This window comes from Salsuginibacillus kocurii DSM 18087 (genome assembly GCF_000377705.1).
GTDB classification, from domain to species: domain Bacteria; phylum Bacillota; class Bacilli; order Bacillales; family Marinococcaceae; genus Salsuginibacillus; species Salsuginibacillus kocurii.
On the sequence record NZ_KB898625.1, the window covers coordinates 300,737 to 317,800 of the forward strand.

A 17,064-nucleotide genomic window follows, 5' to 3' on the forward strand; every position below is an offset into this window, starting at 1 on the left:
CGGTAGTCGATAATTATCATTTTCTACACTCGGGTCGGAGTCATAGCCCAGGTGCGTGAGCGCTACTATTTTATCAATGCCCTCTTCCTCAAACTGAGCCTATCATTTCTGCTGTTTCAATATAGTTAAGGAACTCTATCTCCTGTGTGTTCGCGGAGAGGGTAAAAGCTATATTTATTCCAATTTTAATCCGAAGTATGCTCAGATGGCTCTCATAATACTTCGAACGCATTACAACTTTTGTACGCCATTTACAATTAAGGCAGGAAAAAGAAAACAGTAAAAACACCAGCACAACGATTGGGAATTACCGATAATGTGTTTGATATAAAAGATATAATTTACTTTAGATAGTTCACTTAAAATATGGTGGGCTATTTTTTGAAGGTAAATGGAAAAATAATGTTAAAATACTTTATAGTAAACATTATAAACAAAGAATAGAATGGGGTAGGGTTAGTGGAATTAATATACAGTCCTGAAGTTTTCTTTTTTATTAATTGGATATTTATACCAGCAAGTTGTTTTTTATTGGGTCTAATCACAGGATTCAAGCATAGAGACAGGCAAAGAGTGTTAGCGTTAACCCTGGGGTTTGGATTGTTTGTATGTATTATAGGTTATTCCATAATTGTCATAAATACATCTGGCCTTTCTCCTGATGCATTCACATTATACTGGACGATTTTCGCAGTCATTTATTTTGTGGCGTTTTTTTCATCGTATTTTAATCATAGATAGAATGTTTAAAATAGTTGTGTCGATACGAGGGTGAATTTTTAACTACTATCAACATTAAACTTTAACAGAGCCAAAAATAAAAAGGGCCATAAGCCCTTTTTATAAATCCCAATCCTCGTTTGACTGGGGTGAGTTGCCACCTTTCGCTTTTCGCATAATTATTAATAGCAACGTTTGCGAAAACAGCCAATAAAAAAGAAGCTCTTAGTTTAATTAAGAGCTTCTTTGCTATCTTATCAGCCATTTTGAAAATTTTGTTCTTCGTAGGAAATTAGACAATGTTCATCACAAACGGTTGCTTTGTGGTCATTTGTACGAAAAGCACTATCGGAGAGATGGCAGCAACGATTTAGAAAACGAAAAGATTTAACGAATCGACCGGTGCATCTAACAAAATATCATGTGTTGTGGTGTTGTTTATGAGTAAATACAAAATCTCCTTACTACCTGGCGAGGGGTTGATTTTCACATCAACACCTTGCTCTACAATCACTGCGGCATTCGATCCCAACTCAAGGGTGACGTGCTTTAATTTGGCTTTTTTTGCGAACAGTTAAGTAGGAAAAATTCCATCAGGGGATAACAAATAGTTCCTGAGAAAACTGTTATGCTTTGTAGTAATACTTTCTTTCAGGTCTACCAATCGTTCCATAATGAACAGTTACTTCAACGAGTTGTTCTGAGACTAGATATTCTAGATAGCGACGCGCTGTAGAATGGCTTACTCCTATCACCTTTGCAAAATCATGCGCATTTACTGCTTCTTTTATCAATGGTAGTTTTTCTTTCACCCTTGTTAACGTAAAGCTGTCAATTCCTTTAGGAAGTTCATTTTGATCTTTGTTAGTCATTTTCGGTTTGTTTGGTGATTTAAATAGATTATCCACTTCTTCTTGTCTTAAATAATATTGTTTATCCAGCTGGTGCACGACAGCCTCATAATTCTGTAATGTCCCATACATTCTGTTCATCATGACAGGCTTTATAATATAGCTGAAAGCTCCGCCTCGAATGGCTTCTCCGACAACCTCTACGTCACTAGCAGCGGTGATTAAAATCACATCTATAGCTCGATAATACGTTCGTATTTTCCAAAGTAAATCGATGCCATGAATATCAGGTAAATAAACATCGAGAAGGATTAATTGTGGCTGATATTTTTCTAAAATGTTAAGAGCTTGCTTCCCATTATTCGCTACATATCGAACCTCAAAGTTCTTAAGGTTCTGAATGTAATCACAATAAATGTCAGCCGTTAACTCATCATCTTCTATAATTAAAATATCAATGAGAGATTTAGATTTATCCACCTTCATCCACTCCTTTTTGGGATGATGATCGTGAAATGCGCCCCACCTAATGGACTTTCTGATACGTAAAGCTCACCGTCCAACGATGTTAAATTATTTTGAACAATCGATAATCCTATACCACTATTTGTGCTGGGTTTCGTTGTATATCCTTTTTCATAAATCATATCTAGTTTCTCAGGGGGAACCCCGGGTCCATTATCTTCAATGTCAAAGACTAAATCAGGGCCCAAGTCTGTAAATGAGATATTTACCATCCCGTCTCTGCCTCGATTGTAATAAGCGACTTCGATTGCATTATCAATAATGTTACCTAGTGCAGATACTAGTTCCCGTTCATTAATATCATCCGGAAGCTCTGATAATTCACTTTCTTGATCAATATTCAATGCGATTTTCATTTCAGCGGCACGCTTGAATTTTCCAAGTAAGCAAGCGGCAATCATGGGACTATTCACTGAACTCATAAGGTATACAATGAAATCTTGGTGATCTTCTACTTCTTTCGAAATCAGGTGCATAGCTCTTTTTGTTTTCCCTAATTTCAGTAATCCATAAATCGTATTCAACTTATTCTGAAACTCGTGGTTGTTAGACCTCATATCTTCAGCGAACGTTTTAATGGTAGAGTATTCTTTCTTTAATTCTTCGATTTCAGAGATCGGCCGTAAAATAAACACAACCCCTAGTTTTTTCCCATTCGTTTTTATGATCGAGTAATCCATAATATAAATGTTGTTATCCATCAACAATTTTCCCGTTGAATCATAATCCTCTTCTACAGATGAAAAAGCATTTTCAAACGCTTGTATAAGTTGGGGGTGAGTAATCGGATCCCCTATGTTTGACTCTTTAAAGTGATCGATAGCCCGCGCTTTTTTATTGATAGAGACAATCCTCTCTTGATCATCGACGGCCACGATCGGTTCATTCATTGATTCTAGTATCGCTTTTTTCTCTTCAAACAAATACGAAATTTCTGAAGGTTCGAGTCCGAATATTGTTCTTTTGATGTTTCTAGCAACAAACATTGTCCCTAGTATACCTAGAAATAGAGCGGCACTGTAATATTTTAAAGTTGAGGCCCGATAAGTAGCAAATTCATTCTCAATTTTATCCGTAAGAAAACCCACTGAAGCGACACCAATAACCTCCTCACTTTCATTATATATAGGTGTCTTTGCTTTCATGGCTTTTCCCGAAACTCCGTCATCTTTATATATAATCGATTGTTCATTTTTAAGAGCTTCCTCACTACTCGTCCCCAATTTTTCACCGATTTTATCGATATCATGGTGTGATTGTCTAATATTATTCATATCTCCAATAACGACATAACTTGCTTCTGTGCCCTCCCTTATTTCCTCCGCTATTGGCTGAATGATAGTTGAGGAGTTTTGTTCAAGCCCTTCCTTAATTTCTTGTGTGTCGGCGGCGAGCTGAGCAACATGCATCGCCCTTTCACCGAAATGGTTTTGCACTGTCGTTTGAAAAGCATGTAAGAGTAAAACGGTCGATACAGTAAGACAAAGCAGAACGACTGATACAGTCAATATTATAATCTTGGTACTCAACTTGATGTTTAATATACCCAATCCACCCTTTCTATTCCATAAAATGGATAAATGAATTTTATAATAAAAATGATGAAAACTATATTAATATTCACCTATTTCCCTTCTTCATTTACGATAGAACACACAAATGAATACGCTTTCAAAAACCGAATGGAGGTAGAAGGAGTTTAAGAGTTTTAAACATTGTATCAAACGTAAAAGCACAAATCATTAGGAGGTTTTAGTAGTGTACAAAAAAATCATAGGTTTAAGTTTTATGGCTGCTACATTTATGGGAATGATTGGCTGCTCAAGTGAAGAAACCACATCCGACCCAGAAACTTTTTATGAAGAAAACAATGACCTTGAAATCCTTGTGCCAACAAGTAGTGGGGGCGGATCAGATATTATGGCACGGTTTATGGCTCCATTCTTAAACAAACACATCTCTGGTGAACCTGCAACACAAGTAGAAAATGTTGAAGGTGGAGGCACAATCACGGGTGCAAACGAATTCGCACTTGGTAGAGAAGCCGACGGTGAAACGACTTTTTGGACAAGTATTTCAACGACTACAGCATACTTACTAGATAACCCTGCAATAGAATTTGATTACGATGATATGACGCCTATACTTGGTTATCCGGATGGGGGAGTTGTTTATGTTTCTCCTGATACTGGAGTCACAGGACCAGACGATTTAATGGAAACTGAAGAACCTCTTACGTACGGGGGAACAAGTGCAACAGGATTACCTCTAACGACGATTCTTTCATTTGAGGTATTAGGTTTAGATGTTGACTCAGTATTTGGTTACGAAAGTAGCGGACCAGCTCGAGTAGCTTTTGAACAAGGGGAAACGAATATAGACTTTCAAACGACCTCCTCTTATTTCTCTAATGTAGAGCCGTTAGTAGAAGATGGAAGTGCTGTTCCGCTTTATTCCATAGGGGTTATCGAAGACGGTGAATTAGTACGTGATCCACAATTTCCTGAATTGCCTACTGTTAAAGAAATTTATGAAGAAGAGCATGGAGAAGAGCCTTCAGGACCAGAATGGGATGCATTTAAGTCGTTTGTAGGTGCTGTTTATACCATTCAGAAGGTTCTATATGTTCATGATGATATCCCGGATGCAGCATTAACGGCCTTACAAGAGGGTGTTGAGGGGATGGTAAATGATCCTGAATATAAAGAAGAAGGCGAAGAAGTATTTGGTTATGATCCGGTATACGGTGAAGAATTAGAAGATGAACTAGAAGAGTTATTAGATTTGGATGATGAAGTTCAAGAATGGACCCTTAATTATTTGGAACAAGAACATGATGAGACACTTGAATAATGTCAGTAACATGGAACCACTTCTTTAAGTGGTTCTATAACTATCGTATAAAGAAAAGAGGTGACGTCCTTGTTTGAAACGATGATTGAAACGTTCGCAACCGTTTTAGAACCATCCCGTATCCTTTTTATGGTGCTTGGTGTATTCATAGGTCTTACCATTGGCTTTTTACCAGGGCTAAGCGGAACGGTAGGCATGTCGTTACTTCTCCCCTTTGTTTTTGGTATGGACCCAGCGACTGGAATTGCGCTACTCATAGGCATGATGGCCGTTTTACATTCTGGGGATACCTTTCCCTCGGTTTTATTGGGAATACCAGGCTCTTCAGGATCTCAAGCAACTATCATGGACGGTTATCCATTAGCGCAAAAAGGTCAGGCAGTACGGGCATTAGGAGCTGCTTTCTTTTGTTCGATGGTCGGTGGTGTTATTGGAGGACTTATTCTATTTTTAGTGATTCCTTTATTACGTCCTCTCGTTCTTTTGTTTGGATCTCCGGAACTCTTTATGCTCGCCCTGCTTGGGTTAAGTTTTGTGGGAATCTTAGCTGGTAAAAGACCCATTTTAGGTATCTTAGCTGGTCTTGTCGGAATGCTGTTAGGAACGGTGGGAACAGCACCAGCCGTACCTGAGTATAGATATACATTTGATTCATTATATTTATATAACGGGATTCAACTTCCTCTCGTCGCTTTAGGATTATTCGCTTTTCCAGTTCTTATTGATTTATTGGCATCAAATGAGAGTATTTCTAGAGGGGCAAAATTAACAGGCAGTTGGGTTCAGGGGATAAAAGACTCGATTAAAAACAAATGGTTAGTTGTTAGATCGGCAGTGCTCGGTGCTTCCATTGGCTTTATCCCTGGCCTTGGAGGAAGTGTTGTCGATTGGATTAGCTATGGTATTAGTAAACAGACGAGTGAAAATCCAGAAAATTTCGGTAAGGGAGATATTCGTGGCGTGATAGCTCCTGAAAGTGCCAATAATGCCAAAGAAGGCGGCACTTTAATACCTACCTTAATGTTTGGAATTCCTGGGAGCGGAACAACAGCCATTCTCTTAGGTGGTCTTATTTTAATGGGGATTGAATCAGGACCACGAATGGTTACAGATGACCTTCCAATTACTATGTCGATCATATGGACATTAATTATTGCCAATATTATAGGGGTTATCGCTTGCTTGTCTCTAACTAAACCAATTGCTTGGTTTAGCACCGTGCATCCAACGAAATTAGTACCGTTTATTACAATTATCATCGTGGTGGGAGCGTTCCAAACAACACAACATTGGGGGGACATTTTACTTTTTCTCGCACTCGGCATTGTAGGATGGATTATGAAACAATTAGATTGGCCTCGTGCCCCTATTTTAATTGGGTTTGTGTTAGCCATGTCAGCTGAAAGGTATCTATGGATTTCTTTTTCTCATTATGGAGTCGAGTGGTTAACTCGTCCAGGCGTCATTGTTATTGCACTTCTCTGTATTGTTGTTGTCATCAGCAGCCTTTTACAGAGTAAGAAAAAACAATCTATGACCCAAACGAATGATAGCGGGGTGAAGTCATGAAAAAATCACATACTTCCATTGCCTTTAATATTGTTTTTCTCATGATTTTTGTTTGGATGATCATTGAAGCATTAAACTTCCAGGAACAAGCAAGATATTTCCCCTTTTATGTTGGATTACTCGCTTGCCTCCTTATGATAATAACCATTTTTAAAGAAATAAAAGATGCAAAGAAAAAAGGACCAGAGACGGAAAAGTTTCATAATCATTTGGGTAGAGTAATCAGATATGCAGGATGGTTGTTATTTTTCGTGATTCTTATATATATATTTGGTCTCATACCAGCCATCACCATCTATTTGTTGTTATTTCTATTATTGGAAGCAGAAATTGGCTGGATCAAATCTATACTTTCGACAAGCATAGGAGTCACTGTTATATGCTTGTTGTCTATTTACTTGGACTTAGATTGGCCTTCAAGCCTTATTACAATATTCTAATTTCTAAAAATCATTGAAAATCGACACTCTAAAATTTGGGTATTTAAAAACACATATGAGGTGATATTAAATGAAAATATTCGACTCCCATTTACACATTATCGATAAGAATTTCCCTATTTATGAAAATCAAGGCTTTTTACCAAATCAGTTTACAGTTGAAGATTATCAAACAGAAACCGAACGAAATAACATAAATATTGCAGGTGGAGCCATTGTATCAGGTTCATTTCAAAAATTTGATCAATCCTATTTAATCGACTCACTACAAAAACTCGGCAAAAATTTTGCAGGGGTCACACAATTGCCGCATGATACAACAGATGAAGAGATTCTTCGTTTAAATGAATATGGTGTAAGGGCGGTTCGGTTCAACGTTCAACGTGGGGGTTCTGAAGATTTATCCAACTTAGAATATTTTGCTAAACGAGTATATGAATTAGCACATTGGCATGTTGAATTGTATATAAACTCTGTTCATTTAAAGGATCTTCATTCAACACTAGTTGATCTCCCTGCTGTTTCGATTGACCATTTAGGACTTTCAAAAGAAGGGCTTCCTCATTTGCTTGAGCTAGTAGAAAAAGGAGGAGTTCGAGTAAAAGCTACTGGCTTTGGGAGAATTGAGTTTGAAGACCCTTTGGAACCCATAAAAAAAATTCATTCGGTTCATCCTCATGCTTTAATGTTTGGGACGGACTTACCTTCAACACGTGCCCCTAGACCGTTTCATAAAAATGACATTTCAATCATACAAGAAGCTTTACCTAAAAACGATGCTGAGAAAATATTATATAAAAATGCAATGCAATGGTACTTACATAGGGATGAAAATAATGACTAAAAATGAAAAGTTAAATAATCTACTTACACATTCGAATGAAATTTTAGTTGCTCCAGGTGCTGCTAATGCTTTAACAGCTCATTTAATTGAGGAGGCCGGGTTTCCTGCCGTTTATATAACAGGTGCTGGTCTCTCAAATCAGATGTTAGGCTTAGCAGATGTAGGACTCATCTCTTTTAAAGAAGTGCTAGACCAAGTGAAATATATTGCTGATGCAGTAGATATTCCGGTGATCGCAGACGCAGATACTGGATTTGGTAATGCAATCAATGTCGTGAGAACAGTTAAAGAATTTGAACATGCCGGTGTTTCTGCTATTCAGCTTGAAGATCAAATCACTCCAAAAAAATGCGGTCATTTTAGTGGAAAACAAATCGTAAGTACTGAAGAAATGGAACAAAAAATCAAGGCGGCAACAGAGACTAGAAAAGACACAAACTTTAAAATCATCGCAAGAACTGATGCTAGGGCGTTAAAAGGTATCGACGCAGCCATTGAAAGAGCAGAGAAATATATCGAAGCCGGTGCAGATCTTACTTTTGTGGAAGCTCCACAAACGACCGAAGAGATGAAAAAAATAATAACCAGATTACCTCATACACCCCAAATAGCTAATATGGTGGAACATGGATTAACACCACTTAAGGATAATAAAGAGTTACAAGATTTAGGGTATCGAATAGTATTATATGCAAACTTCCTACAAAGAAGATCGATAAAAGCCATGCAAGATGCCTTACTTTCCCTAAAACAAGAAAATACAACACAGCACATGCTTGACGATATGATTAGCATGAAAGAAAGGAATCGATTAACTCATCTCCAAAAAATTGAAAAGTTAGAAGAAAAATATCTTAAAATAGATTAATGAATTCTTAAATTAAAGCAGGGACACTAAACCGTAACGGGTTCACTTTAGAGGTGCAAAATGCTAAATCACAATAAAAAACATGCTCTAATTCACAAAGATTTCACAACCTAAAACAAAATATATTTAGCAATGAAATAGGCATGGAGCTTTTCTCCATGCCTATTGTTTGTAATTTTCTTCTTCAATTAACGCACCCTATAGTTGAAAGAATTTTGATTATAATTGGATTTCTATATCCTCTTCATATTCTTCTAAAAGATTATTAATAAAGTCGTTAATTTCGTTATCCACTAATTCTGCATCATCCACTTCATAATTTTGTAAGTCTAGAACTTCATCAATTAAATGGTTCATATAAGCATCGCGTTCAATACGTTCCTTAAAGTAGGTGTCATAATATTCCTCAACTGTAATACCTAAATAATCTGCTTGAGCTTCAAAAAACTCTTCATTTCCGCTCTCACCAAGTGGAAATAACGATTCCATCATTTCAACTTCCTCAGTTACGTCAATACCTAAACTTTTTGCTTCTAATACCAAAATTTCTTCTTCAACAAAATTCTCAACCATTTTAGGAACATCTTCGTCTTCTACAAAATATAACGAACGAATATCTTTTAAAGTAATCTCTTGACCTTTTACGGTTGCCACTACATCTACATCTTCTAATTTCTCAATACCTTCGTCATTAGTAACCTCACTTGAACAAGCAACTGATATAGTCATAATAAACAATAAAATTAAATATTTCATAACTACCTAACACCTTCTTTTGTTAAAGCCCCCGTTAGCTTAATACCTTATATTATTATACATTTTTTCACAAACTCTCTGGTACTCTTAATATTATTTTAACATAAATATCCAAAAATCTTGGTAAGCGCACTATGATTCGCACACAAAATCACAACAAATTCACATACCCTCTAATAATTATTTCCGCCTCTGTGAATTTACCTGTGATTTATTATGTGAATTTATAATAAAAAACCCATAGTCCCTAATATGACAATGAAACACGCACGGTGAATTTCCTTGTGAAATACCGTGCGATTTGCCTTGATATTTTATTGTTTGCACCTATGAAGTAAACCCGTTAACTAAACCGGTCCCTGCTTTTTTTCTATGGTCTACGCACTTACTCAACATAGCTGAAATAGTAATGACATTGGCGTTTTCTTTCCCTCATCTTCTAGCATTCAATCACCTTACTGTTAAAGAAGTAAATAAGCATCACTTCTCCTTATGACAGTTCTTATATCAATTTACAAGCTTATCAACTTAAAAAAGTCTTACCACGAGCGGTAGTCGATAATAATTTCCTCTGAATCTCTGTCCAACGAATAATCTGTATTAATAAACTCTTCATGACCAGCATCGTTTCCACCAGCTTTTGCGACACTGCGCGGTAAAAGTGCGTACTTAACTCCCTCTGCATCTACAAGAACTAACAGAAAATGTCTGTCGCTTAAACTCACGGACGGTCCATTAAAGCTCGTGCCTAGGCTCTCTTCCACGGCATCATCTTGTGTGTATGGCCAAAACAAATACATTTCCTTCCATTCATCATCCCCATAATCAGTAAGTGAGACGGATTCCTCGCCGGAAGCGACAGCATCCTTCACATCGTCAGACAATTGAGGGTGCTCCTCTGTAAGGCCCAAGCCGCAGCCGGTGAGCATCAGAATGAGAATCATCAGCCGTATGTATTTCATGAGGTTGCCTCCTAGTAGTTCGAAATGATCACCTATTTAAAATAACATGTTCCCACATCTCTTTATATAAGGAATCAATTTCATAATTCACAATAAGATATTCAAATCCGAATAATGAATATGACCTTCACTTCAGAAGGACGCTTTCCCGAGGGCTTGTCTTCAGCTAACTTTTTCGATGGTAACCATGCGAAAAAGTGGATCTTCAGACTGCGCTTTATCCTCTGGGAGGCGCCGTCTTACTTTTCAGTCACTTTTGAAATTCCGTATAGTAAATAAAAAATAAATAGATTTTATTCGTTTTATTGCTCATAAAACGTCATGATGAAATTGATTCTTAGTATTTCTTTTTCATATTTAATCGTAAAAAAAGCCGGCAGCTATAGTAGTAGACCAGCTGCCGGCTTTGCTATTCATTCATAGGAGCGTTATGATTAATCATTATCTTCAGATTGAGCTTCATCTACAATACGATCTTCAATATGATAGTCGACCTCTCCTAATTCTGCCATGTAATCACGCAGCATTTCCCAATCCGTATGACCTATGATGGTGCCACGTCCATCATCATAAGCATCAGCAAAGACTTCAAAACCGTCCCCGCCGGTTGCTGTAAAGTTATTGGTAGCAATGGTGTAAGTTTCATCTTCATCAATCGCTTCATATTCTCCATCTACTTCGATTTCAACCGAATTCACGCGTTCTCCAGGTTCACTGTCGCTGTCAAAGGTAACCTGCGTCCCTTCCGAAACTTGCAAGAAGCCTCCGTTTTCATCCGGTACGTCTTGAACACTAGTTTCAAACGCCTCATAAATTTCTTCGCCACTCAATTCTAAAAGAGCAAGTCTGTTTCCGAAAGGCTGCACATTTATCAATTCACCTACAGTAACCTCTCCTTCTGCAATCGGTTCGCGAATGCCTCCTCCGTTTTGGAGAGCCATTACGACATCATCATCAGCTGATAACGCCGCGTCGAGCTGCGCATCAGTGATTAAATTACCCAACGCCGTTTCAGCAGCACGCACACTCGTTTCATCACCGCGCGGGTTAGGAAGTTCAGTGATGACTTCTGAGCCGGCTGGTTCTTCTTCGATCTCTTCAATGGCTTTTGTATATGGTTCTAATTTTTCGGCAGCTTCCGGGTCTTCATCATAGTCCTCTGTGGCAAAAAGCTCACCTTCGACATTCGTGACCACCCCATTTTCATCAAAATCAACCTGCATGGCTCCCACGTGCTCACCGTATTCTCCTGCTTGGCCAATGACTGTCGGTTCCATTTCTTCACCATCAGCATTCTCTTCTATTAAAGTGGGCGGTTCAATTTCATCATGACTATGCCCGCCGATAATGACATCAATGCCTTCCACGTGTTCAGCAAGGAGATTATCATTACCTACACTCGGGTCGGAATCATAGCCCAGGTGCGTGAGCGCTACTATTTTATCAATGCCCTCTTCCTCAAATTGAGTAACCATCTTTTCTGCCGTTTCAATATAGTCGTGGAACTCTACCTCCTGAGGACTTGAGATATCGACAGTATCTTCGGTGTTCAACCCAAAGATGCCGACTTCTTCTCCGTCCACTTCTTCTACAATTCCGTCATAAAGAGCGCCGTCTTCTGATTCAAAAGACACGTCGCCTTTTTCATCATCTACAAACTCTTCATAGGCTGAAAAATCCATATTGGAAGCTACGATCGGAAAGTTCGCCTCCGCAAAAAATTCGGCAAGTTCCGGATGGCCTTCTTCTTCATCGCCTAGGTCAAATTCATGATTGCCAGGTACAAATGCGTCATACTCCATCATATTCATAAACTGTACAGCGTCCTGGCCATGAAACTCATTAAAGTACAGGGTACCGGAGAAAACATCTCCACCATCGAGCAGCAAGCCGTCATCCCCATATTCCTCTTGAGCGGCTTCGTATGTAGTTATGAGTTGTGGGTAGGCATCTGTCCGCCCGTGCAAATCATTGGTGTGGAAAATATTTAAACTCGTGGTTTCCGAATCATCTGCCTCTTCGCCAAGTTCCCATACACGATACAAAAATGCTGCGAATTCTGCACGCGTTACTTCATCTTCTGCTCTGAAATCATCCAACTCGGTAGTAAGCCCTAAATCAGCAAAGATTTGAACATCCTCTTGATGTGCTTCATGTACACCTTCAAGGTTAATTTCTTCTGATTCCGTCTCTACTTCATCTAAACCAAAGCCGCGAGCTAAAATGGAAGCCGTTTCTTCGCGGGTGATCTTTGCTTCTGGTGCAAAGAGGGTTCCGTCGCCTTCAAATATCCCTGCTTCTGTCACTGCAGCGATAGCGTCTGCATGAGAGTCACTTTCTTCTACATCTTCATAGTCATCAAGTACGCCGGGGTCCGTGCTGCTTAAACCTAGAGCACGTTGAAAGGCAGCGGCCGTATGCTGGCGCTCAATAGGCGCTTCAATACCAAACGTTCCGTCGGGCCTTCCTTCAAAAACCCCTTCTTCCGTTAAAGCTTCTACAGCATCGGTATACCACTCGTCTCCCTCGACATCTTCATAGCTATTGTCACTCCCGGCTCCTGCAACCGAGGTAAACGCTAACCATGCCGCCGTAGACGCCAGCGGAATAGACAAAAACATTTTCCCCTTCCCTTTCGCTCGTTCCATATGTATACCTCCCCCTTAAATATCAGATTGTTTCCAATTTTATTGCTGCTTCCTCTACCCCGTCAACACTGATAAGCGTTCGGGTAAACAAGGACTATTCCTTAAAAAGAACCCGCTTAACGGGACTATAAACACAATATATTGGCACTTTATTGAAGTTTTCCCGAAAGAACGGCCGATAACAAAGAAACCCTTCCGTTGCAGCTCTAATTAGAAAAAAGCAATGGGCACTCCCATTGCTTTCACTAATACATATTCTTCCATCCGTCCTGACTTTAACCTTTCCTATTTACCCGGCAAGACGTGTAGGTGTTTAGGGAAGCTTACTCCCACCTTTTCACCTTTTTGTAAAAGTGATTTGTGAAACGGATTATTGTCATCGAGAAAGAGCGATTCACCGTACAGCGAGATGTAATAGCGGACGTAATTGCCGTGATAGACCGCTTTCTCGACCGTGCCTTGATGCCTGCTTTCCGGGTCGCGTTCAATCATTTCCGGACGCAGAAGCACCGTTCCACTGTCATTCGAAGGTGTTTCTCCCTCTACTGGAAAACGCAGTCCTTCTTCTTTTTTTGCCTGAAAGAAGGTCTGGCCGTCTTCGACCTTAAAGGTTCCTTCCATTAAATTGGCATGGCCGACAAAGTTGGCGACGAACTCGTTGGCCGGATGCTGGTAAATGACAGAAGGCGCGTCAAGCTGTTGGACGATGCCGTCTTTTAGGACGAGGACGCGGTCCGAGATGCTGAGCGCTTCTTCCTGGTCGTGGGTGACAAAAATAATGGTCAAATTGAGCTCTTCTTTTAAGCGCCGAATTTCATCACGCATAATCACTCGCAAATTCGCGTCCAAATTGGAAAGCGGTTCGTCTAAAAGGAGGACTTCCGGCTTTAACACAAGACAGCGGGCGATCGCCACGCGCTGCTGCTGCCCGCCGCTCAGCTCACTCGGCTTCCGGTCTTCGTAGCCGTCGAGCTGGACCTGTTTAAGCGCTTCGCGGATGCGTTCGTCCTTTTCTGCTTTGCCTACCTTCTGGATTTTAAGCCCGTACTCCACATTGTCGTAGACCGACATATGAGGAAATAGTGCATAGTTTTGAAAAACCATGCCGGTGCTGCGCTTCTCCGGCGGAAGGGCGTCAATAGATTTGCCGCCGAGCACGACGGTGCCGCCTGTCTGAGGGTGGAAGCCGCCGACAACGCGCAGCAGGGTCGATTTCCCACTTCCACTCGGGCCGATAAAGGTGATGAGCTCCCCTTGTTTCACATCAAGGGTGATGTCACGGAGCACAGTTGTTTCCCCGAATGATTTTTCGATTTGTTTCAGCTGCAAAATGGGTTCTTCACTCATATAGATTCCTCCTAAACACTCGTTCCACTGCGTCTTTCAATAAGCTTTAACAGTCCCATGCAGGCCAGCACAATCACAATCAAGATAAAGGACATCGCCGAGGCCCGCCCGACTGCGGCCTGGTCGGCCAAGTTCAAAATGTACGGCGCGGCCAGGTTCGTTCCTGGTGATATTAAGAAAATGACCGAGCTGACAGATACCATCGAGGTCATAAACGTGTACACAAACCCGGCCATAAAGGCTGGGGTGAGAAGCGGCGCCACCACCCGGCGGAACGTATGGTACGGTCCGGAGCCAAGGTCGGATGATGCTTCTTCCAAGGAGACATCGAGCTGTTGCATTTTACTGATCCCTGCTTCAAGCCCGACCCCGATTTTGCGAAAGGCCATGTTCATGACGAGCAAAAAGATCGTGCCGGTAAGGAAAAACGGCGCGCCGTTGAAAATCAAGACGTACCCGATACCCATCACCGTCCCTGGTATGGCAAGCCCGAACAGCGCGGTGAACTCTGTCAGTTTTTTCATGGGCACGTTTTTGCGGGCTGTCATATACCCTTGCAAAATACCAAGTCCGGCGGCAAGAAGTGCCGCAAAGAATGAAACGATCACACTGTTCCAGAGGAAGCCCCATCCGGACGTATCTGAAAAGTGATCAAGCGTCAATTCATTGTTAATGCCGATAATTTGTACAAATGCACTCATAACGACCATGACAAACATAACAACGATAAAAAGTGCCATTACAGTGGAAACACCGAACATAGCCGCTTTTACTTTCGGATGGAGCGGATTGTTAGCACCTCCCGTTGTCGTGGCAACTTCATGGTCTTTTAAGATATACGTCTGGAACAAGAAGACAAGAAAGCTAGGCAGTACTAGGAACACACCTAATACGGCTGCCATTTCAAGGTTTTGCTGCCCAGTTACAAGCAAGAATGCATCAGACGCCAAGAAGTTCTCGCCGCCCCCGATAATCAGCGGGTTGGAAAAGTCAGCGAGCGCCATAACAAAAACGATGAGGCCCGCTTTTAAAATCGCTGTGCCGGCAAGCGGCAAGGTGACTTTGCGAATGGTGCGGCCCTGTCCGGCTCCGAGGTCCTGGGAAGCATGTTCCAGGCTCGGATTCATGTTGCGCATTGAGCTTTCAATCATCATATAAGCAATCGGAAAATAGCCTAAGATTTGGGCAATCACTACGCCCCAAAAACCGTAAATGCTGATTTCAATCCCGGTAAAATCTGCAATCCACTGTGACACAACCCCGCGGCGCCCAAATAAAATAATAAGTGCGAGCGAGAAAATAAACGGCGGGGCCACAAGCGGCAAGAGGCCGATTCCCCGGTACGTTTTCGATAAATACGTGTTCGAACGTGTCACATAGAGAGCAAACGGAATTGCAATCATGAGTATGATTAACGTAGAAACCGTTCCGGCCGCTACACTATTAAATAATGCTTGAAAATAAGAGGGGTTGGAAAAGAAACGTGCGTAATATTCAAAAGTAAAGCCTCCGTTGCCAATTCCAAAGCTCTGTACGAAGACTGCAAGCACCGGTGCCAAAATAAAAGCGAAGAGAAGGGCGGCAATACCCCAGGTTGCCGCCAAAAAGCCTTTCTCTACTTTCGCTTTTTTCTTTATTGGAACCGATGTTTGTTCAGTTAGTTCACTCATCGGTGTCGTCCTCCGTTACAATCTTTAGTCAAACTTCTCCTGCCATTCATTCATGATCCGCTCGCGGTTTTCCGCAGCCCAAACAGCATCATAATCAATCAGGTTCGGTTCGAAATCGATGGTGCCTTCTACATCCGGCTTCGTAACCATAGAGCGGTATTCAGCCGCAAGTTCCATTCCTTCATCTGTACCGATAAAGTCAATTACCTCTTCAGCTGCTTCCTGGTTGTCAGCATCCTGGAAAATCCAGGCCACGTCCAAGTCAAAGCCTACGCCTTCTTCTGGAATCATAATATCAATTGGGTAACCTTCTTCCATGCGGTCAAAGATAGCTTGGTCCCACGTAATACCAATTGCATATTCACCTTGGGAGGTCATTTGCGCTGGCGCAGAACCGGATTGTGAATACTGGCCAACATTATTATCAAGTTCATCAAGGTAGTCCCACGCTTCATCTTCACCCATCTCTTGCATTAACGTCGATACGAATAAAAATGCTGTACCTGACGTACCTGGGTCTGGAAGTACAATTTCACCTTCATACTGTGGATCAAGTAAGTCTTCCCAAGATTCAGGACGGTCGAGTCCAAGCTCGTCTAATAAATCTTCATTAATTGCTACCGCGTTAAACCAATACGACCAGCCGTACCATTGGCCGTCCGGGTCTTTAAACTCGTCCGGCACATCATCCCATGTATCTGACTCGTAAGGCTCGAGCATGTCTTCTTCTTCAGCCACAAGCGCAAAGCTATGGAGCATGCCCCACATCATGTCCGCGTTGACATCCGGATATTCTGAATCAATCCGGCTCCATGCCTCTTCACTCGACATTCTGAGCACATCAATATTTACACCCGTTTCCTCTTCAACCGCAGAAGCAAAGCTCTGCATTTCTTCTTCATCATTGTGTGTGTACATCGTGACCGTATTGTCTCCTGAGCTCCCACACGCGCTGAGTACTAGTACACTTGCAAGTCCTACAATCCATTTCTTCATCTTCTCCATCCCTTT

At 41.0% G+C, this 17,064-nt stretch carries 13 protein-coding genes and 1 pseudogene; 6 read left to right on the plus strand and 8 right to left on the minus strand.

All coding sequences use genetic code 11. The features are described from left to right. Positions 1–139: 139 nt before the first annotated feature. Positions 140–354 (plus strand): annotated as a pseudogene (locus D469_RS22530) (insertion element protein); the annotation flags it as partial. A gap of 992 nt (positions 355–1,346) precedes the next feature. On the opposite strand, the gene D469_RS0108080 reads toward D469_RS22530, so the two are convergent. Together D469_RS0108080 and D469_RS0108085 are read right to left on the minus strand one after the other, a co-directional pair. After that, positions 1,347–2,051: a response regulator gene (locus D469_RS0108080; protein WP_018922884.1), complete on the minus strand. Its 705-nt coding sequence runs from the start codon at positions 2,049–2,051 to the stop codon at positions 1,347–1,349. Positions 2,052–2,053: 2 nt separating this feature from the next. Further along, positions 2,054–3,604, minus strand: coding sequence for an ATP-binding protein (locus D469_RS0108085; RefSeq protein WP_156816937.1), 1,551 nt, complete (start codon positions 3,602–3,604; stop codon positions 2,054–2,056). A 250-nt stretch (positions 3,605–3,854) separates the two neighbouring features. Between D469_RS0108085 and D469_RS0108090 the strand changes: the two genes are divergently transcribed. The 5 genes from D469_RS0108090 (at position 3,855) to D469_RS0108110 (ending at position 8,670) form a co-directional block, all read left to right on the plus strand. Beyond that, entirely contained in the window at positions 3,855–4,949 is a 1,095-nt protein-coding gene (locus D469_RS0108090; RefSeq protein WP_018922886.1) for a type 2 periplasmic-binding domain-containing protein, read from the plus strand. 60 nt (positions 4,950–5,009) lie between these two features. Beyond that, positions 5,010–6,518: a tripartite tricarboxylate transporter permease gene (locus D469_RS0108095; protein WP_420834851.1), complete on the plus strand. Its 1,509-nt coding sequence runs from the start codon at positions 5,010–5,012 to the stop codon at positions 6,516–6,518. Further along, positions 6,515–6,958: a tripartite tricarboxylate transporter TctB family protein gene (locus D469_RS0108100; protein WP_018922888.1), complete on the plus strand. Its 444-nt coding sequence runs from the start codon at positions 6,515–6,517 to the stop codon at positions 6,956–6,958. Before D469_RS0108095 ends, D469_RS0108100 begins: the two co-directional genes overlap by 4 nt. A 70-nt stretch (positions 6,959–7,028) precedes the next feature. After that, complete coding sequence (locus tag D469_RS0108105) at positions 7,029–7,802, plus strand: amidohydrolase family protein (RefSeq protein WP_018922889.1); 774 nt, start codon at positions 7,029–7,031, stop codon at positions 7,800–7,802. Continuing rightward, positions 7,795–8,670: an isocitrate lyase/PEP mutase family protein gene (locus tag D469_RS0108110; RefSeq protein WP_018922890.1), complete on the plus strand. Its 876-nt coding sequence runs from the start codon at positions 7,795–7,797 to the stop codon at positions 8,668–8,670. Before D469_RS0108105 ends, D469_RS0108110 begins: the two co-directional genes overlap by 8 nt. A gap of 219 nt (positions 8,671–8,889) precedes the next feature. Here the strand turns inward: D469_RS0108110 and D469_RS0108115 are convergent, their stop codons facing one another. The 6 genes from D469_RS0108115 to D469_RS0108140 all read right to left on the minus strand — a co-directional run bounded on the left by D469_RS0108115 (position 8,890) and on the right by D469_RS0108140 (position 17,049). Beyond that, the gene (locus D469_RS0108115; protein WP_018922891.1) at positions 8,890–9,426 is read right to left on the minus strand and encodes a hypothetical protein; all 537 of its coding nucleotides are present in this window, start codon (positions 9,424–9,426) and stop codon (positions 8,890–8,892) included. A gap of 539 nt (positions 9,427–9,965) precedes the next feature. Further along, the gene (locus tag D469_RS0108120) at positions 9,966–10,388 is read right to left on the minus strand and encodes a hypothetical protein (protein ID WP_018922892.1); all 423 of its coding nucleotides are present in this window, start codon (positions 10,386–10,388) and stop codon (positions 9,966–9,968) included. 434 nt (positions 10,389–10,822) lie between these two features. After that, positions 10,823–13,036 (minus strand): 5'-nucleotidase C-terminal domain-containing protein, encoded by a 2,214-nt coding sequence (locus D469_RS0108125; protein ID WP_018922893.1) that lies wholly within the window; start codon positions 13,034–13,036, stop codon positions 10,823–10,825. Between the two features lie 285 nt (positions 13,037–13,321). Further along, complete coding sequence (locus tag D469_RS0108130) at positions 13,322–14,383, minus strand: ABC transporter ATP-binding protein (RefSeq protein ID WP_018922894.1); 1,062 nt, start codon at positions 14,381–14,383, stop codon at positions 13,322–13,324. Between the two features lie 11 nt (positions 14,384–14,394). Next, a complete protein-coding gene (locus D469_RS0108135) occupies positions 14,395–16,053 on the minus strand; it encodes an ABC transporter permease (RefSeq protein ID WP_018922895.1) in 1,659 nt (552 codons plus the stop codon). A gap of 24 nt (positions 16,054–16,077) precedes the next feature. Then, positions 16,078–17,049, minus strand: coding sequence for an ABC transporter substrate-binding protein (locus tag D469_RS0108140; RefSeq protein ID WP_240473321.1), 972 nt, complete (start codon positions 17,047–17,049; stop codon positions 16,078–16,080). Positions 17,050–17,064 lie beyond the last annotated feature (15 nt).